This is a genomic window from Pseudoxanthomonas helianthi, from assembly GCF_017939625.1.
In the GTDB taxonomy this organism is placed as follows: domain Bacteria; phylum Pseudomonadota; class Gammaproteobacteria; order Xanthomonadales; family Xanthomonadaceae; genus Pseudoxanthomonas_A; species Pseudoxanthomonas_A helianthi.
Window position 1 is genome coordinate 562,425 of record NZ_JAGKTC010000002.1, and the last position, 23,490, is coordinate 585,914.

The 23,490-nt window shown below is 66.5% G+C and carries 22 protein-coding genes and 1 pseudogene; 15 read left to right on the forward strand and 8 right to left on the reverse strand.

All coding sequences use genetic code 11. From position 1 onward, the window contains the following. Positions 1 to 67 precede the first annotated feature (67 nt). A pseudogene (ftsY, locus tag J5837_RS10355) lies at positions 68 to 1,099 on the reverse strand (signal recognition particle-docking protein FtsY); the annotation flags it as partial. A gap of 65 nt (positions 1,100 to 1,164) precedes the next feature. On the opposite strand from ftsY, the gene rsmD reads away from it, so the two are divergent. From rsmD to J5837_RS10385, 6 genes are all read left to right on the forward strand, one after another. Next, entirely contained in the window at positions 1,165 to 1,782 is a 618-nt protein-coding gene (gene rsmD, locus J5837_RS10360) for a 16S rRNA (guanine(966)-N(2))-methyltransferase RsmD (RefSeq protein WP_210537007.1), read from the forward strand. Next, positions 1,779 to 2,285 (forward strand): pantetheine-phosphate adenylyltransferase, encoded by a 507-nt coding sequence (gene coaD, locus J5837_RS10365; RefSeq protein ID WP_210536669.1) that lies wholly within the window; start codon positions 1,779 to 1,781, stop codon positions 2,283 to 2,285. The genes rsmD and coaD overlap by 4 nt, the downstream gene beginning before the upstream one ends. A 112-nt stretch (positions 2,286 to 2,397) precedes the next feature. Further along, entirely contained in the window at positions 2,398 to 2,898 is a 501-nt protein-coding gene (locus tag J5837_RS10370; protein ID WP_210536670.1) for a hypothetical protein, read from the forward strand. Positions 2,899 to 3,001: 103 nt separating this feature from the next. After that, entirely contained in the window at positions 3,002 to 3,265 is a 264-nt protein-coding gene (locus tag J5837_RS10375) for a YfhL family 4Fe-4S dicluster ferredoxin (RefSeq protein ID WP_210536671.1), read from the forward strand. A 147-nt stretch (positions 3,266 to 3,412) separates the two neighbouring features. Further along, positions 3,413 to 5,164, forward strand: coding sequence for a gamma-glutamyltransferase (gene ggt / locus J5837_RS10380; protein ID WP_210536672.1), 1,752 nt, complete (start codon positions 3,413 to 3,415; stop codon positions 5,162 to 5,164). A gap of 210 nt (positions 5,165 to 5,374) precedes the next feature. Beyond that, positions 5,375 to 5,965: a hypothetical protein gene (locus J5837_RS10385; RefSeq protein ID WP_210536673.1), complete on the forward strand. Its 591-nt coding sequence runs from the start codon at positions 5,375 to 5,377 to the stop codon at positions 5,963 to 5,965. Between the two features lie 26 nt (positions 5,966 to 5,991). Here the strand turns inward: J5837_RS10385 and J5837_RS10390 are convergent, their stop codons facing one another. Beyond that, entirely contained in the window at positions 5,992 to 6,723 is a 732-nt protein-coding gene (locus J5837_RS10390; protein WP_210536674.1) for an SEL1-like repeat protein, read from the reverse strand. 88 nt (positions 6,724 to 6,811) lie between these two features. Between J5837_RS10390 and J5837_RS10395 the strand changes: the two genes are divergently transcribed. Further along, a complete protein-coding gene (locus tag J5837_RS10395; RefSeq protein ID WP_210536675.1) occupies positions 6,812 to 7,702 on the forward strand; it encodes an MBL fold metallo-hydrolase in 891 nt (296 codons plus the stop codon). Positions 7,703 to 7,762: 60 nt separating this feature from the next. On the opposite strand, the gene J5837_RS10400 is transcribed toward J5837_RS10395, so the two are convergent. From J5837_RS10400 to J5837_RS10410, 3 genes are all read right to left on the reverse strand, one after another. Further along, positions 7,763 to 8,077, reverse strand: a complete 315-nt coding sequence (locus J5837_RS10400; protein ID WP_210536676.1) for a PsiF family protein — start codon at positions 8,075 to 8,077, stop codon at positions 7,763 to 7,765. A gap of 88 nt (positions 8,078 to 8,165) precedes the next feature. Further along, positions 8,166 to 8,798 carry a uracil phosphoribosyltransferase gene (gene upp / locus J5837_RS10405; protein ID WP_210536677.1) on the reverse strand — a complete coding sequence of 211 codons (633 nt, stop codon included), beginning with the start codon at positions 8,796 to 8,798 and terminating at the stop codon, positions 8,166 to 8,168. A 196-nt stretch (positions 8,799 to 8,994) separates the two neighbouring features. Next, entirely contained in the window at positions 8,995 to 10,491 is a 1,497-nt protein-coding gene (locus J5837_RS10410; protein WP_210536678.1) for an aminotransferase class III-fold pyridoxal phosphate-dependent enzyme, read from the reverse strand. 116 nt (positions 10,492 to 10,607) lie between these two features. On the opposite strand from J5837_RS10410, the gene J5837_RS10415 reads away from it, so the two are divergent. From J5837_RS10415 to secF, 6 genes are all read left to right on the forward strand, one after another. After that, positions 10,608 to 11,039 carry an Lrp/AsnC family transcriptional regulator gene (locus tag J5837_RS10415; protein WP_210536679.1) on the forward strand — a complete coding sequence of 144 codons (432 nt, stop codon included), beginning with the start codon at positions 10,608 to 10,610 and terminating at the stop codon, positions 11,037 to 11,039. Between the two features lie 389 nt (positions 11,040 to 11,428). After that, positions 11,429 to 12,478 (forward strand): tRNA preQ1(34) S-adenosylmethionine ribosyltransferase-isomerase QueA, encoded by a 1,050-nt coding sequence (gene queA / locus J5837_RS10420; RefSeq protein WP_210536680.1) that lies wholly within the window; start codon positions 11,429 to 11,431, stop codon positions 12,476 to 12,478. A 151-nt stretch (positions 12,479 to 12,629) separates the two neighbouring features. Next, the gene (gene tgt / locus J5837_RS10425) at positions 12,630 to 13,757 is read left to right on the forward strand and encodes a tRNA guanosine(34) transglycosylase Tgt (protein WP_210536681.1); all 1,128 of its coding nucleotides are present in this window, start codon (positions 12,630 to 12,632) and stop codon (positions 13,755 to 13,757) included. 107 nt (positions 13,758 to 13,864) lie between these two features. Next, entirely contained in the window at positions 13,865 to 14,209 is a 345-nt protein-coding gene (gene yajC / locus J5837_RS10430; protein WP_210537008.1) for a preprotein translocase subunit YajC, read from the forward strand. A 60-nt stretch (positions 14,210 to 14,269) separates the two neighbouring features. Continuing rightward, positions 14,270 to 16,153, forward strand: coding sequence for a protein translocase subunit SecD (gene secD / locus J5837_RS10435; RefSeq protein ID WP_210536682.1), 1,884 nt, complete (start codon positions 14,270 to 14,272; stop codon positions 16,151 to 16,153). Positions 16,154 to 16,173: 20 nt separating this feature from the next. Further along, positions 16,174 to 17,133, forward strand: a complete 960-nt coding sequence (gene secF / locus J5837_RS10440) for a protein translocase subunit SecF (RefSeq protein ID WP_210536683.1) — start codon at positions 16,174 to 16,176, stop codon at positions 17,131 to 17,133. Positions 17,134 to 17,801: 668 nt separating this feature from the next. On the opposite strand, the gene J5837_RS16650 is transcribed toward secF, so the two are convergent. After that, positions 17,802 to 18,926 (reverse strand): C40 family peptidase, encoded by a 1,125-nt coding sequence (locus J5837_RS16650; RefSeq protein WP_425504837.1) that lies wholly within the window; start codon positions 18,924 to 18,926, stop codon positions 17,802 to 17,804. Positions 18,927 to 19,043: 117 nt separating this feature from the next. Next, positions 19,044 to 19,544 (reverse strand): C40 family peptidase, encoded by a 501-nt coding sequence (locus J5837_RS10450; RefSeq protein ID WP_244755920.1) that lies wholly within the window; start codon positions 19,542 to 19,544, stop codon positions 19,044 to 19,046. 159 nt (positions 19,545 to 19,703) lie between these two features. Here J5837_RS10450 and J5837_RS10455 point away from each other — a divergent pair, with 159 nt between their 5' ends. Beyond that, positions 19,704 to 20,183: an FKBP-type peptidyl-prolyl cis-trans isomerase gene (locus tag J5837_RS10455; protein WP_210536685.1), complete on the forward strand. Its 480-nt coding sequence runs from the start codon at positions 19,704 to 19,706 to the stop codon at positions 20,181 to 20,183. Positions 20,184 to 20,265: 82 nt separating this feature from the next. Here J5837_RS10455 and J5837_RS10460 read toward each other — a convergent pair whose 3' ends face one another. Further along, positions 20,266 to 21,885 carry a M4 family metallopeptidase gene (locus tag J5837_RS10460; RefSeq protein ID WP_210536686.1) on the reverse strand — a complete coding sequence of 540 codons (1,620 nt, stop codon included), beginning with the start codon at positions 21,883 to 21,885 and terminating at the stop codon, positions 20,266 to 20,268. Positions 21,886 to 22,177: 292 nt separating this feature from the next. Between J5837_RS10460 and J5837_RS10465 the strand changes: the two genes are divergently transcribed. After that, complete coding sequence (locus tag J5837_RS10465) at positions 22,178 to 23,434, forward strand: NAD(P)/FAD-dependent oxidoreductase (RefSeq protein WP_244755921.1); 1,257 nt, start codon at positions 22,178 to 22,180, stop codon at positions 23,432 to 23,434. Positions 23,435 to 23,490 lie beyond the last annotated feature (56 nt).

The following is a 23,490-nucleotide window of genomic DNA, read 5'->3' on the forward strand; positions in this document are numbered from 1 at the left end:
GCTTTTCCTGATCTGGATGAAAGGCTTCGCGACTTACGTCGCTCCCACATTGAAGTGAGTGGCAAGGTCAAGCAGTGCCCAATGCTTCGGGCAGCAGCGCATCGACGAATGCCTCCGCATCGAATACACGCAGGTCTTCCGGCCTTTCGCCGATGCCGGCATAGCGGATCGGGATGCCGAATTCGCGCGCCAGCGCAAATACCACGCCGCCCTTGGCGGTACCGTCGAGCTTGGTGACGACGAGGCCGGTGACGCCGGCTGCGGCATGGAACTGGCGCAGTTGCGACAGCGCGTTCTGCCCGGTGGTGCCGTCGATCACCATCAGCACTTCGTGCGGCGCGGCCGGATCGAGCTTGCCGAGCACCCGACGGATCTTGCCCAGTTCGTTCATCAGCCCTGCCTGGGTATGCAGGCGCCCGGCGGTGTCGGCGATCAGTACTTCGACGCCGCGCGATTTCGCCGCCTGCAAGGCGTCGAACGCGACCGATGCCGCGTCGGCGTCCTGGCCTTGCGCGATCACCGGCACGCCGTTGCGCTCGCCCCATGCCTGCAATTGCGCCACCGCCGCGGCGCGGAAGGTGTCGCCGGCCGCCAGCATCAGGCTGCGGCCTTCATCCTTGTAGCGGCGCGCCAGCTTGCCGATGGTCGTGGTCTTGCCGACGCCGTTGACCCCGACGGTCAGTACCACGAAGGGCTTGGGCGAAGCATCGATCGCCAGCGGCTTCGCCACCGGCCGCAGTAGCGCGACGAGATCGGCGCGCAGTGCGCCAAGCAGGGCATTGGCGTCGGCGAATTCGCGCGATTTCATTCGCTTGCGCAGATCGTCGACCAGCGCGGTCGTGGCCGGTACACCGACGTCGGCGGTCAGCAGTGCGGTCTCGATTTCGTCGAGCAGGTCGTCGTCCAGCCGCGGATTGCGCGAGAACAGACCGCCGAAGGTCTTCGCGAAGGCGCTGCCGCCCAGGCGCTCGCGCCAGCCCTTCTTGCCTTCAGGTGCGGGCGGTGCCGTGGTTTCCGGCTCCGGCACGGAGACGATCGCCTCGGTCGTGCTCTCGGGTTGGACGTTTTCCGGAGTGGTCGGCGCTGCCTCGGAGGGCGCATCGGGTTTCTTGCGGCGGAACCAGCTGACCATACGGAAACAATCGCGGAGAATGGGCGAATGTTATCACCCGCCCCATCCACGCCTTGAAAACGGCTCCCGGTTCCATCCGCATCATCGGCGGGCGCTGGCGCGGGACCAAGCTGGCCGTGCCCGACAGTCCGGGCCTGCGGCCCAGTGGCGACCGGGTGCGCGAAACCCTGTTCAACTGGCTGATGCCGAAGCTGGCCGGGGCGCGCGTGCTCGATCTGTTCGCCGGCACCGGCGTACTGGGGCTGGAGGCGGTGTCGCGCGGTGCGGCGCACGCGGTGCTGGTCGAACGCGATGCGGCGCTGGTCCGCAACCTGCGAGTAGCGGTAAACCGGCTTTCCGCGCAAGCGGCGGTCGAGGTGGTGCAGGCCGACGCGCTGGCCTGGCTGCACGCGCAGCCGACGGGGGCTTACGACCTGGCCTTCGTCGACCCGCCATTCGCTGGCGACCTGTGGGCGACCGCCCTGGCCGCATTGTCGCCACGGCTGGCCGACGATGCCTGGTTGTACGTCGAGTCGCCGGCGGGGGTCGAACCCGCCCTGCCGCCGGAATTTGCATTGCATCGGGAAGGCCGCACCCGCGAGGTGCGCTTTGCCCTGTACCGCCGCGCCGCTGCTACACTCCGCCCGCAAACGACCGGGGGGCCGGAATGAGTGTCGCGCGCCAACGCATCGCCGTGTATCCGGGTACCTTCGACCCGATCACCAACGGCCATATCGACCTGATCGACCGCGCGGCGCCGCTGTTCGAAAAGGTCGTCATCGGCGTCGCGGAAAGTCCGGCCAAGGGCCCGGCGCTGCCGCTGGCGCAGCGGGTGGAGCTGGCCCGCGCCGCGGTGGCCAAGCACCCGCACGTCGAGGTGCGCGGCTTCGACTCGCTGCTGGCGCATTTCGTCAAGGAAGTCGGCGGCGGCGTGCTGCTGCGCGGGCTGCGCGCGGTATCGGACTTCGAATACGAATTCCAGCTGGCCAGCATGAACCGCCACCTGATCCCGGACGTCGAAACCTTGTTCCTGACCCCGGCCGAACAATACGGCTTCATCTCGTCGTCGCTGGTGCGCGAAGTCGCCCGGCTCGGCGGGGACGTGTCCGGCTTCGTCCCGGCCCCTGTCGCCACCGCGCTGCGCGAGCAATGGCGCCAGCGTGGCAACCGCTAGCACAAGCCATCGCAAACCACCCAGAACCGCAGGCTGTGCGAGCATGCCGGCAGCGTGGCGGTCGATAAGGCAAACTGTCGCAAAACCACCTAGAACCACAGAGGGAAACACCATGAAGACCATCGCCCGCCTGATGCTTGCCGCATGCCTCGTGCTGCCGTTCGCCGCGTGCAAGAAACACGAGGAAGCCAAACCCGTCGAGGCCGCGCCGCTGACCGCGCCGAAGACCGCCGACGACGCGGAGTGGAAGAAGTACCTGCAGGACGTGGTCACCCGCAACATGGGCAACATCACCAACAGCCCGTTCGTCTATTACCTCCCCGCCAAGGGCGCGACCGAGTCTGACGACGAATACCAGGGCAAGTACAACCGCCAGCTGGAACAGGCGTCCAACGCGATGGCCCGCGGCATCGTCGCCGGCAACCTGATCGCGTTCGCCTCGCCGGATTCGGCCAGGATGGCCGATCTCGTGGTCGCTTCGTTCCAGGGCGTGCAGCCGGACGCGATGAAGGGCGTGCGCGTGCTGTTCATCGGCGCCCCGGCCGACAACGAACGGGTCAAGGCTGTGGTGGCGCCGACCGGCGTCGACTACGTGTTCATCGAAGCGAAGTGATCCGACCGGCCCGGCGCTGCGTCCGCGGCTTCAAGCCCGGCGCAGCGCGCCGGGCCGGCGCTTCGTCACGCGGGCCAATGGCCCGCAAGCGTTCCTCATCGCCATGTCGCTGAAGATCAACGAACTCTGCGTCAACTGCGACGTCTGCGAGCCGGCCTGTCCCAACCAGGCCATCTCCATGGGCGAAACCATCTACGTGATCGATCCGGCCCGCTGCACCGAATGCGTGGGCCATTTCGACGAACCGCAATGCGTGGTGGTGTGCCCGGTCGAGTGCATCGACCCCGATCCGGATTTCCCCGAAAGCCAGGACGACCTGCTGGCCAAGTTGCGCCGGTTGCAGGTGGCGGACGCCGCTTCCCGCTGACGACGCCATGCGCCGCTTTCCATAGAAGGGAAGAGCGAGCTTCCCTTCCGGAAGATCTCGTGCAACGGCGTGTCTTGCAGGCAGGAATGACGCCTCGGGAGCGCGACCGCTAGACTGGGGCGTCCCCCGTAACGCCCGCGAGTCGCCATGCGAACCACGATCGCCTTCCTGTTGGCCCTGCTGCTGCCGATTTCCTCCGCCTGGGGGGAACAGCCGAAGACCGCGGCGCCGCAGACGCAAGCCGTTGCCACCAAGCCGCCCGGCGCGGCCATCGCTTCCGGGCACAAGCTGGCGACCGAAGCCGGCCTGGAAATCCTCAGGGCCGGCGGCAACGCCTTCGACGCGGCGGTGGCGGTGTCGTCGACCCTGTCGGTGGTCGAGCCGATCAGTTCCGGCCTTGGTGGCGGCGGGCTGTTCCTGCTGCACGACGCGAAGACCGGGCAGGACCTGTTCCTCGATGCGCGCGAGATTTCTCCGGCATCGGCCACGCCGGACAAGTACCTCGACAAGGCCGGCAACCTAGATGAGGAAAAATCGCAGAACGGCCCATGGTCGGCCGGCATTCCCGGCCTGCCCGCGATGCTGGTGGAGATGGCCGGCAAGCACGGTCGCCTGCCGCTGAAGCAATCGCTGCAGCCGGCGATCCGCATCGCCCGCGAGGGCTTCCCGGTGTACGGGCGCATGGCCCGGGGATACAAGCAGCGCATGGACGTGATGCGCCGCTACCCGGGCACGCGCGAGGTCTACGAGCGCAACGGCAAGCCGATCGCGGAAGGCGACCTGTTCAAGCAGCCCGAACTGGCCCACACCCTCGAGCTGCTCGCGGAAAAGGGTTTCGACGGTTTCTATCGCGGCGAGACCGCGAAGAAGCTGGTCGCCGGGGTCAATGAAGCCGGGGGCCACTGGACCGCACAGGAACTGGCGGGTTACCAGGTCAAGCAGCGCAAGCCGATCGTGTTCGACTACAAGGGCTGGAAGGTCACCACCGCGCCGCCGCCGTCTTCGGGCGGCATCGCGTTGGCGACGATGCTGCAGATCCTCGAGCCCTACGACCTGCCGAAGATGGACGAAGCGCATCGCATCCACATGGTGGTCGAAGCGATGCGCCGGGCCTATCGCGACCGCACCTTCTTCCTCGGCGACCCGGACTTCACCGACATCCCGCAGGAAGTGCTGACCAGCCGCGACTACGCGCAAGGCCTGCGTGCGACCATCCATCCGGACAAGGCCACGCCCAGCGACCTGCTGTCCGGCCAGGAAACGCCGCTGGAAGACGACGAGACCACGCATTTCTCGATCATCGACGGCGAAGGCAACCGCGTTGGCGGCACCCAGACGGTCAACCTGCTGTACGGCTCGGGCCTGATCCCCAAGGGCACCGGCGTGCTGTTGAACGACGAGATGGACGACTTCGCGCTGAAGCCGGGCACGCCGAACGCATTCGGCGTGATGGGTTACGAGGCCAACGCTCCTAAACCGGGCAAGCGCATGCTCAGCTCGATGACGCCGACCTTCATGGAGTCGGCCGACAAGGCCGTGGTGATCGGCACGCCCGGCGGCAGCCGCATCATCACCATGGTGCTGCTGGGCATGCTGGGCTACGACGCCGGGCTCGGCGCGCAGGCAGTGGCCGCGTTGCCGCGCTACCACCACCAGTGGCTGCCCGACGTCATCGACGCCGAGCCGAGGGCGATCGGCGCTGACGCGGCGAAGGCGCTGCAGGCGATGGGCCACAAGCTCGACCTGCCGGGCGACGAAGCGGCCGGCGGGCGCGGTTCCAGCCATGTCTGGGGCAACCTGCAAACGGTGGAATGGGACAAGCGTTCCAACACGCTTTCGGCCGGTACCGATCCGCGCAATCCGGTGGGCGAGGGCAAGGTCGAGCTGGCGAAGCCGTAACGCTTTTCCTTCTCCCTCCGGGATCGAAGCCGTCTCAAACGGCTGAGGGTGGCGCGAAGCGCCGGATGAGGGCGGGAGTCTTCCGATTCGCGGAAGCTGCATCACAAGCGCGTCTTCCGCCCTCATCCGCCCCTTCGGGGCACCTTTTCCCGGGGGGAAGGGAAGAAAAAGCCGTATGATTCGCGGCGTTTTCTTGGGGATGGATCGGGAATGAGCGGGAACGACAAGGAAAAGAAGGCATGGGTCGGTACCGTCCCGGGGATCCTGACCGGTTCCGCGGCGCTGCTGGCCGCACTGACCACGGTTTATGTCAACGTACGCGACGACGTCCGCGGCAAACCCGAGCCGGTCGCGCAAGCCGCGCCACAGGCGCCGGCCGCGCAGGCCGCTCCAGTCCAGCCGATTGGTCCGCAGAAGCTGCAACTGACCCTGCAACGCATCGCCGTGCAGCACGACGGTGAGCTGGGTACGGCCGACTGGCGCTTCGCCGTGGAAGCCGAGGATCAGCCCTTGTTCGCGTTCGAACAGGAAGCGCTCAACGACGAAGGCGGCCGCAACGTGGTCGTCGCCGACGACCTGAAGAAGGCGCGCGCCTCGCTGGAACTGGCGAACGGCCAGCGCATCCGGTTGACGGTCAAAGCCTGGCGCAGCGGCTGGTTCACCTCCGGTGCCGAGCCCGTCGCCACCGGCGAGGGCGTGCTGACGGCGGCGGGCGCGATCGCGCCGATCGCGGTGAAAGCCGTAGACGAGAAGAAGGGGGCGTTCACCTTCTACTTCAGCGCTGTACCCGACAAGGATTGAGGGGCAGCAAGCATGGCTGCCAGGCATTACTGGTTCGCCGAAGGCAGGGATGGGTCTTTTGGACGCGATACCGAATCGCGGACCATTTCCGGAGCGCCCACGTTGACATTTTTCTTCGCGGTCGGGAGTGGGCGGAGAATCGTTTCTGCAGCGGCTTCATCGAGTTTGGCAAGCGCCTTCAAACCCGATGAAGTCGACCCGTCGAAGCCGATTTCGAACCTGACGGAGGGATCGAGCTGGAGTGCGCGGCGCAGCTCCCGGGTTTCTCGCTCGTAGCGCTCCTGCGCACGGACCAGCACTACGCGGTCCGCGTATTTGAGCTTCATCTGGTTCCACAGCGCGTTCGCAGCGTCGCGGGTTTCGGGCCTGGCGGATTTCCATGCGCCGGCGAGTACTTCGCGCTGTATACGGTCCTTAGGGCGTTCGGCGGCCAACGCCAGCCAGGCCAACCCCAGCGGCTCGTTCTTCGGTACGCCTTCGCCACGCAGCAGCAACAAACCGAGGTTGAACATCGCACGCTTGTCCCCCCAGCCTGCGGCGACTTCGTACATCTCCAGCGCCTTGCGCGTGTTGCCGCCCTGGAGTGCCTTGTTGCCGGCGCAGAAGTAGTAGTCACCGGGCAGGTAACGTTCGGCGCCCTCGGCGCACAGGATCCGCTTGATATCGGCGAAGTGCCCATTTTTCTCCTGTGCACGGACGCCTGTGAAGACGGCAATCGACAGGGCGAAACAGACAGCGATCCACGGACGCTTGAGCATCGGACCCCTCCGCATTCGACGCCGGTTTACTCCCGTTCGGGGTACGATGCAAGGCATCTGGGACGAACGGACCCGCAAGGTTGACGAAATGAAACTCTGGTCGATTCTGGGCAACACGCAGAAGCTCGACGGTGGCGCGATGTTCGGCAACGCGCCGCGGGCGATGTGGGGCAAGTGGGCGCCGCCGGATGCGGAAAACCGCATCGACCTGGCCTGCCGCGCGCTGCTGGCCAGCCCGCTGAACGGCAAGACCGTGCTGTTCGAAACCGGCATCGGCAGCTTCTTCGAACCGAAGCTGCGCGAGCGCTACGGCGTGCAGGAAGACCGCCACGTTCTGTTGGACTCGTTGCGCGAGGCGGGCTTCGGCCACGAGGACATCGACGTAGTGGTGCTGTCGCACCTGCATTTCGACCATGCCGGCGGCTTGCTGGCGCCGTGGGCCGAAGGCAAGGCGCTGGAGCTGCTGTTCCCCAACGCCACTTTCGTGGTCGGCGCCGAACACTGGCAACGCGCGCTGAAGCCGCATCCCCGCGACCGCGCTTCGTTCATTCCCGAATTGCCAGGCCTGCTGCAGGCGAGCGGCCGGCTGGAAATCGTCGAAGGCGAATACTCGCGCGCGTTGGGCGACAGCGTCCGCTTCAGCTACAGCGATGGGCACACGCCAGGGCTGATGCTGGCGGAGATCCTCGGCCCCGAAATCGTCGATGGCCGGCGCCATGGCGGCGTGGTGTTCTGCGCCGACCTGATTCCCGGACGTTTCTGGGTGCACGTGCCGATCACGATGGGATACGACCGCAACGCCGAGCTGCTGATCGACGAGAAGCGAGTCTTCCTCGAGGACAAACTGGCGCGCAACGTGCACCTGTTCTTCACCCACGACACCGAATGCGCGCTGGCGCAGGTGACGCGCGACGAAAAGGGACGCTTCGGCACCACTCACGAAGTGGCGGAGCTGCACGCCCGTTCGTTGGCGGCATGAACGAAAACGACGGGCCGGTCGCCACCCGCGGCCGGCCCGTCTGTACAACACGCCTGACGATCAGTGGGCTTTCAGGCAGGCGCTCTGCGCAGCCTTGTAGTCGGCGCCCTTCTTGCCCTTGTTCTCCGCCGCGCACTTGGCCATGCGCTGTTGCGCGGTCATGTTCGCGACCGGCGCGGCCTTGCCGCTGAGGCAGGCGCTCTGCGCGGCCTTGTAATCGGCACCGGTCTTGCCCTTGTTCTGGGCGGCGCACTGGGCCATGCGCTGTTGCTGCGCGCTCAGCGGCTTGGCGGCGGGAGTGGCGGTCGCCGCGAACAACGGACCGGCGGCCATGGCCAGAGTCAGGGCGACGGCGACACGGGATGGCAACTTCATCTGGGTTCTCCGGTGGCTGGGACGGGAGCGATGCTGCTCGCCCGCGTTCCACCGGTCGATGGCCGCAGGATGAAATTTCGGTAAGGAATCAGCCGACGCGCGTGCCGAAGATGCGGTCCCCGGCGTCGCCCAGACCGGGCAGGATGTAGCCATGTTCGTTGAGGCGTTCGTCGATCGCGGCGGTGTAGACCTGCATGTCGGGGTGCGCGGCTTCCAGCGCTCGTAGCCCTTCCGGTGCGGCGACCAGGAAGATGCCCTTGATCCGCTTCGCCCCGGCGCGCTTGAGCATGTCGATGGTCGCGATCAGGGTGCCGCCGGTGGCCAGCATCGGGTCGAGGATCAGGGCGTCGCGTTCGTCCAGGCGGCCGGTGAGGCGTTCGAAATAGGGCACCGGCTGCAGGGTTTCCTCGTCGCGTTGCAGGCCGACCACACTGACCTTGGCCGCGGGGATCAGCGCCAGCACGCCAGGCAGCATGCCCAGGCCCGCGCGCAGGATCGGTACCAGGGTGATCTTCGCACCGGCGATGCGCCGTACCTGCACTTCGCCGGCCCAACCCGGCTGCGTGGCGGGTTCGGTTTCAAGGTCCGCCGTGGCCTCGTAGGCGAGCAGGGTGCCCAGCTCGGTGACCAGTTCGCGGAAGCCCTTGGTGCTGAGCGAGGCATCGCGCAGCAATCCGATCTTGTGCTGCACCAGCGGATGGCGGACTTCGACGACTTTCATGGCATTCGGGCCGTGGTTCAGATGCAACGAGTCTGCATCAAATGCCGCCGCCGTTGTAGGAGCGCATCTGGGCACGATCGGGAAAATGGCGCTACGCGGAATCTTCCGCAAGCCGAAAGGTTCCGGTCGCGCGCAGGTGCGCTCCTACGGAAAAGCCGACATTGAGCCGGCTTTTCCCTTGCGTCTGTCGATGCGATCAGGCCGCCTGGGCTTCCTGTTTGCGCGGGCCTTCGCGCAAGGCCTGTCCAACCATGCCGACCAGCAGGTCGAGTTCCTCGGCGTCCATCGCGAAATGCGGGGTGAAGCGTAGCGAGTTGGCGCCGCCGTGGATCACGTTCAGGCCATGCATGCGCAGCCATTCCTCGGTGGAACCCGCGCCATAGCACTTGAACTGCGGGGCGAGTTCGCACGAGAACAGCAGGCCGGTGCCCTGCACCTTGGTGATCAGCCCGCCCAGTTCGGCCTTCAGCTTCTCCAGCTTCTGCACCGCCTCGGCACCGCGCTGGCGGATGTTGGCGCGCACTTCCGGGGTCAGTTGGCCGAGCGTGGCGCAGGCCACGTCCAGCGCACGCGGGTTGGTGGTCATGGTGTTGCCGTACACGCCGCTGCGATACAGGCCGGCGGCGCGTTCGCCGACCGCCAGCACCGACAGCGGGAACTGCGCGGCGTTCAGCGCCTTGGAATAGGTCTCCATGTCCGGCGCGTCGAGGCCTTCGAAGCCGGGATAGTCGACGATGGACAGCACGCCGTGCGCGCGCAGGCCAGCCTGGATCGAATCGACCAGGAACAGGCTGCCGTGGGCGCGGGTCAGTTCGCGCGCGGCAGCGTAGAAGGCCGGCGGCACGCTGCGGCCCGGATCGCCTTCGCCCATTACCGGCTCCAGGAACACCGCCTCGATGAACCACTGGTTGCGTTCGGCATCGGCGAACACGCGCTTCAGCGCTTCGACGTCGTAGGGCTCGATGGCGATGACCGAATCCTCGCCGCGGTAGCTGGCGAGGTATTGCAGGTAGGTCTTGCGCGAGGAGTCCGAATACAGCGCCGGGCGCTCGGTGCGGCCATGGAAACTGCCCTTGACCACGACGCGCTTGACCGCGTGACCGGCGTGCGCGGCGCCGGGGTCGGTCTGCAGCTTGGTGTTGATGTCGGCGATGCGAGCGGCCAGTCCGACCGACTCGGAGCCGGAGTTCAGGCACAGGAACTTCGCGTACGGGCAACCGCCGCGGGTTTGGCCGATCTCCTTGCGCAGGGCGCGGTCGAAGCGCAGCTGCGACAGGCTCGGGGTCATGATGTTGGCCATCGCCTGCGGGCGGGCCATGGCCTCCAGTACCGCCTCCGGGGTATGGCCGAAGCCGAGCATGCCGTAGCCGCCGGCGTCGTACAGCACCGCGCCCTTCAGGGTGACGACCCACGGACCGCGAGCGGCGAGGGCGATGTACGGGTTCACCGCGTCTTCGGGGTAGAAATTGACGTAACCCGCCTGCACGGTGCGCAGCTGCGCGGTTTCGTCCAGGTCCAGCAGGTCGGCGAATTCGCCGCGCAGGCGGGCGTATTCGGCCGCGGCGGCGTCGATGGCCGCTTCCAGCTGCGGGTGCGAGGCGGCCAGGCGCAGCACGGTGGCGTCGTCCAGGCCCTGAGTCAGGCGCTGGCCGGCATGGGCGCGCAGGGGGGCGAGTTTGGCGGTCACGGTCATGGTGGTCGTCCTCGGACAGGGCAAACGCTTATTATCTGGATAATATCGTCGCAAGACAGATATGATTTGTACGGATTTCACTTTGATTTCGTCGTTTCGACGAATCCGGGGCATGCATGAAGCTGACTGCGACCGACGAACAATTGCTCTCCCTGCTGCGTGAGAACGCGCGCGCCTCGACCGCGCAGATCGCGCGCCGGCTGAAACTGTCGCGCACCACGGTGCAGAGCCGCATCGAGCGGTTGGAACGCGAGGGCGTGATCAGCGGCTACACGGTGCGCACCGACGACAGTTTCGAGCGTGGCCATATCCGTGCGCACATCATGATCACGGTGCATCCGAAGCAGGCGACGACGGTCACGGCGGCGCTGCGGGCGATGCCGGAGTTGCGGGTGTTGCACTCTGTCAGCGGTTCGCACGATTTCATCGCGATCGGGGTGGTGCCGACGGTCGACGGGATGGATGCGCTGACCGATCGGATCGGGGCGATGGAGGGGGTCGAACGGACGACGTCGTCGATCATCCTTTCGACCAAGTTCGAAAGGTAGCAACCTGGTTGGGGGCATAGGCCACAACCAGGCGAAGTACAATGGCCCGCCGTTGCTTTTGCTCGTCATTCCCGCGAAGGCGGGAATCCATGGACGTTGCTCCTGTCCCCAGAAAGCGTTTCGCGCTGGCGCGCGAGTCACTTTCTTTGCTTGTGCAAAGAAAGTAACCAAAGAAACACACCCTTGCTCGCGCCCTTCGCTACGCGAAGGGTCCGCGGAGCCGGCGGGAATTTTCGGACGGGGCATCCTGCCTCTTCCGAAAACGGCGCACATCCGTGTGCGCCGCCCCTGCGGGTCTACCCATCGTCTCCGCCGCTGCGGACGGTGCTTGGAAAGCAAAAGCAATCGCCACAACAAACCGCATCACCGAAATCCTTGCGTTCACGACCTTGAAAAAATCCGATTTCCACTACGAATTGCCGCCCGAGCTGATCGCGCAGGCGCCGCTGCCGGAGCGTTCGGCCAGTCGGTTGCTGGTGGTGCCGCCGGGCGATGCCGCGTTCGAGGACCGGCATGTGCGCGACCTGCCCGGGCTGTTGCGCGCGGGCGATCTGCTGGTGTTCAACGACACCCGGGTGATCCCGGCGCGGTTGTTCGGGCAGAAGGAGAGTGGCGGGCGGGTCGAGATCCTGATCGAACGCCTGCTGCCGGACAATGCCGCGCGCGTGCAGATCGGCGCGAGCAAGTCGCCCAAGGCCGGCAGCCGCATCGCGCTGGACGCCGGCGGCGAAGCCGAAGTGCTGGACCGCGAAGGCGAGTTCTACCGATTGCGCTTCCACGTGCCCGATGCGCTGGAAAACTGGCTGCTGCACGCCGGAAGGCTGCCGCTGCCGCCCTACATCCAGCGCGCGCCGGGGGCGGACGACGACGAGCGCTACCAGACCGTGTTCGCGAAGGAACTGGGCGCGGTGGCGGCGCCGACCGCCGGCCTGCATTTCGACGATGCCTTGCTGCAGCGGTTGCGCGATGCCGGCGTCGAATTCGGCCATGTCACCCTGCATGTCGGGGCGGGCACGTTCCAGCCGGTGCGCGTGGAGAACATCCACGAGCACCGCATGCACAGCGAGTGGCTCAACGTCGGCGCGGAACTGGTGCAGCAGGTCCGCCGCGTGCGCGCCAGCGGCGGTCGGGTGATCGCGGTCGGCACCACGGTGCTGCGCGCGCTGGAGTCGGCGACATGCGTGAATGAAGCCGGGGACGGCGAGTTGCACCCGTTCGCCGGCGAAACGCAGATCTTCATCTTCCCGGGCTACCGCATCCGCAGCATCGATGCGCTGGTGACCAATTTCCACCTGCCGGAGAGCACGCTGCTGATGCTGGTGTCGGCGTTCGCTGGTCGAGATCGAATCTTCGCCGCATACGAGCATGCCGTGCGCGAGAAGTACCGGTTCTTCAGCTATGGCGATGCGATGCTGCTGTTTCCGGAGTCGGGAAAGTGACATCTCGACATTCTTTCCAGGGTCATCCCCGCCAAGGCGGGGATCCAGCGGCTTTCGTTCCGATTGCGATAAGGGCAGAAGCAAAGTCGCTGGATTCCCGCCTTCGCGGGGATGACGAGCAAGAGCCAAAGCTACGCGCCAAGGGTTTTCGATGAGCCGGATGTCGTTCCAACTGCTGACCACCGACGGCGTCGCCCGCCGCGGACGCCTGTCCTTCCCCCGCGGCACGGTGGAAACGCCCGCGTTCATGCCGGTGGGCACCTATGGCTCGGTCAAGGGCATCCTGCCCGAGCACACCGAGGAACTCGGCGCCGAGATCATCCTCGGCAATACTTTCCACCTGTTCCTGCGGCCTGGCCTGCAGGTGATCGGGGAACACGGCGGCCTGCACGGCTTCGCCCGCTGGAACAAGCCGATCCTGACCGATTCCGGCGGTTTCCAGGTGTTCTCGCTGGCGCACCGGCGCAAGATCAGCGAGCAGGGCGTGACCTTCGCCTCGCCCGTCGATGGATCGAAGGTGTTCCTCGGACCCGAGGAGTCGATGCGCATCCAGCAGGTGCTGGACAGCGACATCGTGATGATCTTCGACGAATGCCCGCCGGTGAACGTCGACGGCAAGCCGGTGGACAAGCGCGTGGTCGACCGTTCGATGGAGCTGTCGCTGCGCTGGGCGCAACGCAGTCGGGACGAACACGATCGGCTGCAGAACGACGCGGCGCTGTTCGGCATCGTCCAGGGCGGGGTGCACCACGACCTGCGCACGCGATCGGCGGATGGGCTCAAGGCCATCGGCTTCGACGGCTACGCCATCGGCGGTCTCGCGGTGGGCGAGACCGAGGACGAGCGCAACGCGATGCTCGAACACACCTGCCCGCAATTGCCGCACGACCGCCCGCGTTACCTGATGGGCGTGGGGCGGCCGGAAGATCTGGTCGAGGCGGTGGCGCGCGGCGTGGACATGTTCGACTGCGTGATGCCGACCCGCAATGCGCGCAACGGCCACTATTTCACCCGTTCCGGCACGGTGCGCATCCGTAATGCCAGGTACGAGCACGACCTGGACCCGATCGAACCGGGCTGCGGCTGCTATGCCTGCCGCAACGGCTTCAGCCGCTCCTACCTGCGCCACCTCGACCGCTGCAACGAGATGCTGGCGCCGATGCTGGGGACCCTGCACAACCTTTGGTACTACCAGAAGCTGATGGCGGAGATGCGCGCGGCCATCGAGGCGGGAACCTTCGACGCCTGGCGGCGGTCGTTCTATCTCGCCAGGGGGTAGAGGGGCGGAATCCGGCCGGATTCGGGGGCGCAAACGCCCTTGCGGTCGCGTCCGGCCGCCCCCATGGCATAATTCCCGGCTGTTTTCGGCCCCGAATGGACCTGATGATGAATCTGCTCGATTTCCTGATCCCCGCCGCCCATGCCCAGACCGCGGGTGGCGCGGCGCCCGCCGGCGGCGGCTTCGGCATGCTGCTGATGCCGGTGATCCTGATCGCGGTCATGTATTTCCTGATGATCCGCCCGCAGATGAAGCGGCAGAAGGAGCATCGCGCGATGCTGGACAAGCTTTCCAAGGGCGATGAAGTGATCACCAGCGGCGGCGTCGCCGGCGTGGTCACCGACGTGGGCGACAACTTCGTCACCGTCGAAATCGCCGACAACGTGCGCGTCCGCGTGCAGAAGGGCGCCGTCGGCAACGTGTTGCCGAAGGGCACGCTGAAGTCCGCCTGATCCACTTTCCGACCCACCCTTGAGCGTGGCCCGGCTGGCCGGGTCGCGCGGAACATCGCAATGCTCGAATTCCCGCGCTGGAAATACGCCGTCATCGTGCTGGTGCTGCTGCTCAGCGTCGTCTACGCGCTGCCCAACATCTACCCGCAGGACCCGTCGGTGCAGGTCACCGCCAACCGCGGCAGCACGGTCGACGCGACCGTGCGGCAGAAGGTCGACGCGACGCTCAAGCAGATGGGCATCGTGCCGAAGGCGATCGAATCCGCGAACGGCCAGCTGCTGGTGCGGCTGGGCAACGCCAACCTGCAGACCCGCGTCGCCGACGGCGTGCGCTCGGCGCTGGGAGACGGCTACAACACCGCGCTGAACCTCGCGCCCACCGTGCCCGCGTGGCTCGAGTGGATGCATGCCAAGCCGATGTCGCTGGGCCTGGACTTGCAGGGCGGCGTGCACTTCCTGATGCAGGTCGACCAGAAGGCCGCGCTGGACAAGCGCGTCGACGCCTACCTCGACAACATCCGCCAGACCCTGCGCGACAACAGCATCGCCTATACCGCGGTGAACCGCAGCGGCACCAACGCCATCGTGGTCAACCTGGGCGCGAACGCCGACCCCGCCAAGGCGCAAGCCCTGGTCGCCACGACCCTGACCGGCGCCAGCGGCTCGCTGGGCGTGGCGGCCAACGCGCCGACGGTCAGCGTTTCCGGCCAGCGCCTCGACGTGACCCTGAGCGAGGGCGACCTGAACCGCATTTCCACCGACGCGATCGAGCAGAACCGCAACGTCATCGCCAACCGCATCAACGCGCTCGGCGTATCCGAGCCGGTGCTGCAGCGCCAGGGCAGCGACCGCCTGGTGGTGGAACTGCCGGGTCTGCAGGACACAGCGGAAGCTAAGCGCCAGATCGGCGCCACCGCCACGCTGGAATTCCGCGCGGTGACCGGCGACGAAGCCACTGCGGCGGCCGCGTTGGCCAGCGGCAACATCCCGGCCGATTCGCGCATCTACTACGACCAGTATCGCCGTCCGCTGCTGTTGTCCAAGCGCGTGCTGGTGTCCGGCGACCAGCTGATCAACGCGGTGCCGCAGACCGATTCGCGCACCGGATCGCCGTCGGTCGGCATCACCCTGAACAGCGCCGGTGGCAAGCGCATGCTCGACCACACGCTGGAAAACGTCGGCAAGCGCCTGGGCATCGTGTACGTCGAGCGCATTCCGACCACCACGCAGGTGGACGGCAAGGAAGTGCCGTCGTCGCGCACCGTGGAGCGGGTGATCAGCTCCTCGACCATCCAGGGCGTGTTCGGCAAGGACTTCCAGACCACCGGCCTGAGCCAGCAGGAAGCGGCCGACCTGGCCAAACAGCTGAAGGCCGGTGCGCTGGCCGCGCCGATGGACTTCATCGAACAGTACGTGGTCGGCCCCAGCCTGGGCGCCGAGAACGTCGCCCGCGGCACCAAGGCGGTGCTGTTCTCGTTCGTGTTCGCGCTGGCGTTCTTCCTGGTCTATTACCGCGTGTTCGGCGTCCTGACCTGCCTCGCGCTGCTGATGAACCTGTTGATGGTGGTCGCGGTGATGTCGCTGTTCGGCGCGACCATGACCCTGCCGGGCTTCGCCGGCCTGGCCTTGTCGGTGGGCATGTCGGTGGACGCCAACGTGCTGATCAACGAACGCATACGCGAGGAATTGCGCGCGGGGGTGCCGCCGCAGGCGGCCATCGCCAGCGGCTACGACAAGGCCGGCGGCACCATCTTCGACTCCAACATGACCGCGCTGCTCGCCGGCGTGGCCCTGTACGCATTCGGCACCGGCCCGCTGAAGGGCTTCGCCGTGACCATGGTGGTCGGCATCCTGACCTCGGTGTTCACCGCGGTCACCGTGTCGCGCGCGATGGCCACGCTGATCTACGGCGGCCGCCGCAAGCTCAAGACCATCGCGATCTGACGGGCCAGGAAAAAACGACCATGAAACTCTTCCCGTTGCACCTGATCCCGAACGACACCAACGTCGACTTCATGCGCCTGCGCTGGGTATCGTTGACCGTCGCCCTGCTGCTGGCGCTGGCGGCGCTGGGCGGCATCCTGTTCAAGGGCTTCAACTACGCACTGGACTTCACCGGCGGCACCGCGGTCGAACTGCGCTTCGACAAGCCGGCCGACGTGGACGCCGTGCGCCAGCGCCTGGCCCAGGCCGGTTACGACAGCGCACAGGTGCAGACCCGCGGCACCAGCAGCGACCTGCTGGTGCGCCTGCAGCCGAAGGAAGGCACGCAGGGCGACAGCAGCCAGCTGGCCGATGCCGTGGCCAAGGTCGCCTCCACGGCGGACAATCCCGCGCACCGCTTGAGCAGCAGCTTCGTCGGACCGCAGGTCGGCCGCGAACTGGCGATGAACGCGCTGTATGCGTTGATCTTCGTGGTGGTCGGTTTCCAGATCTACATCGGCTTCCGCTTCGAATGGAAGTTCGCGGTGGCGGCGATCCTGACCACCCTGCACGACGTGCTGATCTGCGCCGGCTATTTCGCCTGGACCGGCCGCGAATTCGACCTGACCGTGCTGGCCGGCCTGCTGTCGGTGATGGGCTTCTCGATCAACGACACCATCGTGGTGTTCGACCGCGTGCGCGAGAACTTCCGCGGCTTGCGCGCCGGCCCGGTCGAGGTGCTGAACACTTCGGTCAACCAGACCCTGTCGCGCACGATCATCACCTCGTTCGTCGCCTTCCTGTCGGCGCTGGCGCTGTTCCTGTACGGCGGCGATTCGCTGGAGGGCATGGCGATCTCGCAGATGATGGGCATCGTGATCGGCACCATCTCGTCGATCTTCATCGCCTGCCCACTGCTGACCATGGGCTTCCTGAAGGTCACCAAGCAGGACCTGATGCCGAAGGCAAAGGACGACGCGGCGCTGGCGGCGCGTCCGTAAGCCGGGCATCGGTATTCGCGATCCACGAGGCGGCGCCGGGAAACCGGCGCCGTTTTCATTCGTGCGCTCGCCACGCCCGGCGTCGCGGCGACTCCAGGCAATTCGGTGGCATTGGTCGTGATCGCTGGCATTGCGTCGAAAGCGCATCGTTTGCGCGACGACTTGCGAGAGCGATCGATGGCGAAGAAGGCTGCCGAGAATATGGTTCGTCGCGACCCGTTGCGCCATTGCCGGCAGCGGCTACAAGTTTGGCAAATGCACCGGTGCACAAGGACGACATGGCCCCAGCACAGCCTGCCGGGACGTAGCGGTCGGGTTGTCCGACGAATGAGGAGCGCAGGTCGCGAGCGTCGTCCGGCAACGGCGGAAATCTTCGAAATCCGGCACGGATTCCTTCTCCCCGCGTGCGGGGAGAAGGTGGCCGACAGGCCGGATGAGGGACGTTCCCGGAGCTGACGTACCTGGAGTAGCGCTTAGGAATTCGAGTGCGGAAGTTCCGACCTGCCCGACACTCGATACGACCTTGCTCCGGAACCGACGTCAACTCCAGCGCCCCTCACCCGCATGCGGGGACAGGGGTACGCCATGCGCTCCAGCGCAAGGATCCGGATGCGCATAAGAAAGGCCGCATGCGCGGCCTTCGACAGGAAACAGGGCAAGGCGGAGATTTACATCTCGACGCGGCGCGCCTGCATGAATCGGGTGCTCCAGTAGCCCGACATCAGGCTGGAGACTTCCACGTCCTTGCCGGTGCGCGGCGCATGCACGAACTGGCCGTTGCCCAGGTAGATGCCGACGTGGTCGATGCGGCCCTTGCGGCGACCGAAGAACACCAAGTCGCCTTCGCGCAGTTCGTCGCGGCTCTTGATCAGCAACGCATCCTTGTTGCGCGCCATGTCGCGGGAGACGCGCGGCAGTTCGATGCCCAGAGCGGTGCGGAACACGTAACCGACCAGGCCGCTGCAATCGAAGCCGCTGTCCGGCGAGGTGCCGCCCCAGCGGTATGGGGTGCCGAGCAGGGTCAGTGCGCGCTTGAGCACGCTCTGCACCTTGTCGCTGGGCGGCGGCGCATCGGAAGCCGACTGCCCCGAGAGCAAGCGGCCCAGGTCGCTGGCGACCTGGGTGGAGCGGCCGAGCAGGGGCATGGTGTCGTCGCCGGCAGCCAGGCGCGGCAGCAGCAGGGTCAGGGTCGAGGCAGCGGCATCGGAAGCCATGCCACGGATGCCGCCCCTGGCATCGGTATCGGCCTTTGCGCGAACGGCAGCGGCCGACTTGTCGGCAGCGGGTTCACCCTTCTTTTCGACGTCGATCGAAGCTGCGGCAGGCGCCTCGGCCTTGGCGGCGGCGATGCCGCCGGTGGCTTCGATCGGCAACAACGCGACGGTACGCGCCGGCGTCGCCGCCAGTTTCTCCTTGACCGGCGCGGCAATTGCGGCGGTTTCGGCCGGGGGAGCAGGGTTCTTGTCGCCCTTCTTCTTGCTGTCGGCCTTGGCGGTGGCTTTCTTGGCCTCGCTGCCCTTGGTCGCGGCGACCTTGCCCTTCGCCTTCTTGTCGGTGGCCTTGGCCGATCCGGTTTTCTTCTTGGCCTGGCTGGATGCCGCGGCTTTTTTCTTGCTGGCCGGGGACTTGGACGCGCTCTTCTCCGTGGCCGGCTTGGCCGAGGTCGAAGAAGCGGTCTTGGCGAACGAAGCGGCGCTGGTCAGGCCAACGGCCAGTGCGAGGAAGAAAACGGTCGCGCCCTTGAGGCGGCGGGTGGCGGCGGGCAGGCCTAGGCGCAGGTCGTCGGTCGTCACGGGCAGGTCGGAAAACGGGCGAAGGGAGGATAATGCCGGCTTAAACCTTCGATAAAGTTCACAAACCGTTATTTATTCGTTAAAACTTCTCCTGAAGGTCACAAATCTGACCGCCGACTAGCGCAAAACGCGTTTCGCGCCGGAGTAATGGTCCTTCCAGTACGGGCCGTCCAGGTAGTCGAGCCGCACCGTGCCACCGGTGCTCGGGGCATGTACGAACCGACCCTCGCCGACATAGATGCCCACGTGGCTGACATTGCCTCGGCTGCCGAAGAACACCAGGTCGGCGGCTGCCAGCTTGCGGGGTTCGATGCGCGGACCCTGTACCTCGGCCAGTTCCCGCGAGGTCCGCGGCAGGCGCAGGTCCAGCATGTCGCGGAACACGTAGGTCACCAGCCCGCTGCAGTCGAAGCCACCCGCGGGGGTATTGCCGCCGTAGCGGTACGGCGTGCCGACCAGGCCCAGGGCGCGGATCAGCACCGCGTTGGCCGCCACCGGGTCGGCTGGCGCCACCTGCGGCCAGTCGCGCGGATCGTGTGCCGGCGGGGTGGGGCGGCGGACGGACTGCTTGCCGCCGCCGCAGGCGGCCAGCGCCAGTACCACGGCCATTCCCGCCATGCGCAGGGCAAGGGCGGCCCAAGCGGCGGGGGGCGTCGCTGGAATGCGGGGCGGCTTGCCCGGATAATGCGCGGCCTTCATTGCGGTCCATCTTGACCGCAATCCCACGCGGCCGACAAGCCGCCCCCGCTGCGAGCGCAGCCCCTCTCCGAGTCCCGCATGAAAATCGCCAAAGACAGCGTCGTCCGTTTCCACTACACCGTTTCCGAAGTCGGCAAGGAGCCGATCGAGAGCTCGAAGGACCGCGAACCGCTGGCGATCCTGATCGGCCACGGCAACATCATCCCGGGCCTGGAAACGGCCATGCAGGATCGCGAGGCCGGCGACAGCTTCGGCGTCGACGTGGCCGCGGCCGACGCCTACGGCGAGCGTCGCGACGGCATGATCCAGCGCGTGCCGAAGAAGCATTTCGGCAGCCAGAAGCTGACCCCCGGCGAACAGGTCGTGCTGCAGACCAACTTCGGTCCGCGTGCGGTGACCATCGAGAAGGTCGGCATGAGCGTGGTCGACGTCGACCTGAACCATCCGATGGCCGGCAAGGACCTGCACTTCGACGTGGAAATCGTCGATGTGCGCGAAGCGTCGGCCGAGGAACTCGAGCACGGCCACGTGCACGGCGATGGCGGCCACCATCACTGAAGCCGGGCGAATCCGCCGGGCATGAAAGAAAACGGCCCGCTTGCGCGGGCCGTTTCTCGTTGCGCGACGCGGTTGCCCGCGATCAGTTGACGTTGACCGCCGTCCAGGCCGATGCCACGGCGTTGTATTCCGCCGAGCCTGCGCCGTAAAGGTCGGCCGCCGCGTTGAGCGTGGCGGTACGGGCCTGCGGGTAGGTCGTGCCCGAGGTGTAGTACAGGTCCATCGCGCGGTAGTAGATCGCCTGCGCCTTGGCGCGACCGATGCCGGTCACCGATGCGGAGCCGGTGCCGTTCTTGGTGTCGCCGGCCTTGCAGGTCGACGGCGTGTGGGTCACGCCACCGAAGGTCTTGGTGCCGGTGCCTTCCGCCAGCAGGTAGAAGAAGTGGTTGGCCGGACCCGACGAGTAGTGCGGATCCACGCCGGCGAAGCCCGCGGCCGGATAGCAATCGTACGAAGCGCCGTCGGCGTACGGCCGGTACATGTAGCGCAGGGCCTTGGTGCCGGTCGGGTTGCTGCGCCAGATCTTCTCGCCGATCAGGTAGTCGCCCGGGTCCGCGGCATTGTTGGTCGAGAACTCGACCATCGTGCCCATGATGTCGGACGAAGCTTCGTTCAGGCCGCCGGCGTCGCCGGAATAGGTCAGGCCGTTGACCGCCTCGGTCACGCCGTGGGTCATCTCGTGGCCGGCGACATCGATCGCCACCACCGGATACCAGGTGGAATCGCCGCTGCCATAGGCCATGAACTTGTACGGCGCGCCGTACCAACCGGCGTTGCCGCCGCCGCGATAGCCCTGGCTCTGGAAGATGATGTTGACGATGCTCTTCACGCCCACGCCGTCGTTGTATATGCCGCTGCGGCCGAAGGTGCTCATGTAGAAGTCCCAGGTCGCGGCCACGCCGTAATGCGCGTCGGAGGCCTCGCTGGCGACGTCGGATTCGTTGTTGTTGCCCCAGACGTTGTCGGCGTCGGTCATGATCGGCGCGCTGTTGTACACGCGGTCGATGACCTTGCCGCCGCCGTCGCGGGTATTGCCGCCGCCGCGGGTCGGGTCCACCAACTGATAGCCGCCGGAAATGCTGTTGGTGGTCATCGACACATTGCCCAGCAGCAGGGTCTTGCCGGTGCCGGTGGCCGCCACGGTCTTGAAGATGTCGTCGGTGCCGACGACCTTGCCGTTGACGGCATTGACGTAGACCAGCTTGTCGGCGAAGCCGTCGGCGCGGTTGCCGACCACGTTGACTTCATAGGCCAGCACCGGCTGCTTGCCGCGCGCCCAGACCACCAGGCCATTGTTGTTGATGCGATTGATCTGGCCGTCGAAATACGCGCCGGCTTCGACCAGGGCGTCGTCGCCGTTGAGCGCCGGCGTCAGATCGGGACGACCCGTCGTCTTCAGGGTCTGGCTGACCGACTTGAACTTGCCGTTCTTCGAATGCACGACCAGGTCGCCACCGACGACCCGCAGGCCGCGGTAGGTACGATCGAGGCGAACGTGTTCCGTGCCGTCCCGGTCGACGGTCACGGACTTGGCGGTGAAGGCGTCCGCATCGGCGCGGAAAGCGGCGGCGGCGCCAGTACCATTGATCAGGCCCTTCGCGCGGATGGCGGCCGGCGTCTGGTCGGCGGCGGCGAAGGCGGGAGCAGCGACAGCAAGCGACACGGCGATGGCCGTGGACAACAAACGAGCATTGAGTTGCATTGATTGTCCTTACTTGGGTGGTAGGGCCCGCCTTGCGGCAGGCATGGCTGCATCCGTCGCGCTTGGCCGATGCGCGCAGTTCCGCGCCGGACATTGCTTGCGCTTTGTCCGTAACACACGACCAAGACAAGACGGTGACCGGAACTTAGATGGTTTCCGGAGAAACGGTCAAGGCGTTTTCTCCGTACCGGAACAGGAATTACTTATTCCTGGATGTCGGAATTCTGTCGTAGTGCATCTGCATGATTTGAATAAAATTTCTGTCCTGTGCGGTGCAGCAGATTCCTATAAACTGAACGCCGTGAACGACGAATCGGAAATCCTGGTCATTGGCGGCGGGGCCATCGGACTGGCGACTGCGCTGGCCTTGGCCGCCGACGGCCGCAAAGTACGTGTGCTCGAAGCCCGCGCCATCGGCAGCGGCGCCTCGCACGGCAATTGCGGCACCATCACGCCCAGCCACGCGCCTCCGCTGGCCGCGCCGGGCATGGTGTTGCAGGCCATGCGCTGGATGCTGACGCCGGGCGCGCCGCTGTACATCAAGCCGCGGCTCGATCCGACGTTGTGGCGTTGGCTGCTGCGTTTCGCCGCGCGCTGCAACCGCAAGGACTGGCGCGCCAGCGCGCTGGGGCGTGCGGCGATCCTCAACGATTCGCGCGCACGGCTCGCGGATTGGGTGCAGCGCCATGGCCTGCAATGCGAATTCGTCGAGGACGGCGTGGATTACGTGTTCCGCGATCCGCAGAACTTCGAGCGCAACGTGCGCGAATGCGAGCAACTGCGCGAGTTCGACATTCCTAGCGAAGCCATCGACGGGCGTACCTACCTCGCCTCGGAGCCGGCGTTGAAGGAAGGCGTGACCGGGGTGATCCGTTTCCCCGGCGACGCGCGCCTGCGCCCCGATCGTTACGTGGCCGAACTGGCGCGCGTGGTGCGCGCCCGGGGCGGCGTCATCGAAGAGGACTGCAAGGTCGAAGCCGTGCGTTCCGACGCCGGTGGCGCGCGCGTGCTGACCTCGCGGGGCGAGCGTCGCGGGCGGGAGGTGGTGATCGCGCTGGGCGCATGGTCGCCGCGACTGACCCGCTCGCTGGGTTTCCATCTGCCGGTGCAACCGGGCAAGGGCTATTCGATCACCTATTCGCGGCCCAGCTTGGTGCCGAAGCGTCCGTTGTCGCTGCGCGACCGCTCGGTGTGCGTGACCGCATGGGACAGCGGCTTCCGCCTGGGCAGCACGATGGAATTCTCCGGCTACGACACGTCGCTCAACGAAACGCGCCTGGGCATGCTCGAGCAGGCCGCGCGCGAATACCTGCACGAACCGGTCGGCGCGACGGTCGAGGAGCGCTGGTACGGTTGGCGGCCGATGAGCAGCGACGACATGCCGGCGATCGGGCGCGTGCCCGGCCAGCGCAACGTATGGCTCGCCGCCGGCCACGGCATGCTCGGCATCAGCATGAGCGCAGCGACCGGCCAGCTGATGGCGGACCTGATCACCGGCCGCGAACCGGCCATCGATCCGGCGCCTTATTCGCCCAGTCGTTTCGCCTGAGCCGCAGCGCATCCTGTCGCGTGACCTCTGGCACTGACCGCGGATCTGGGTGCGGA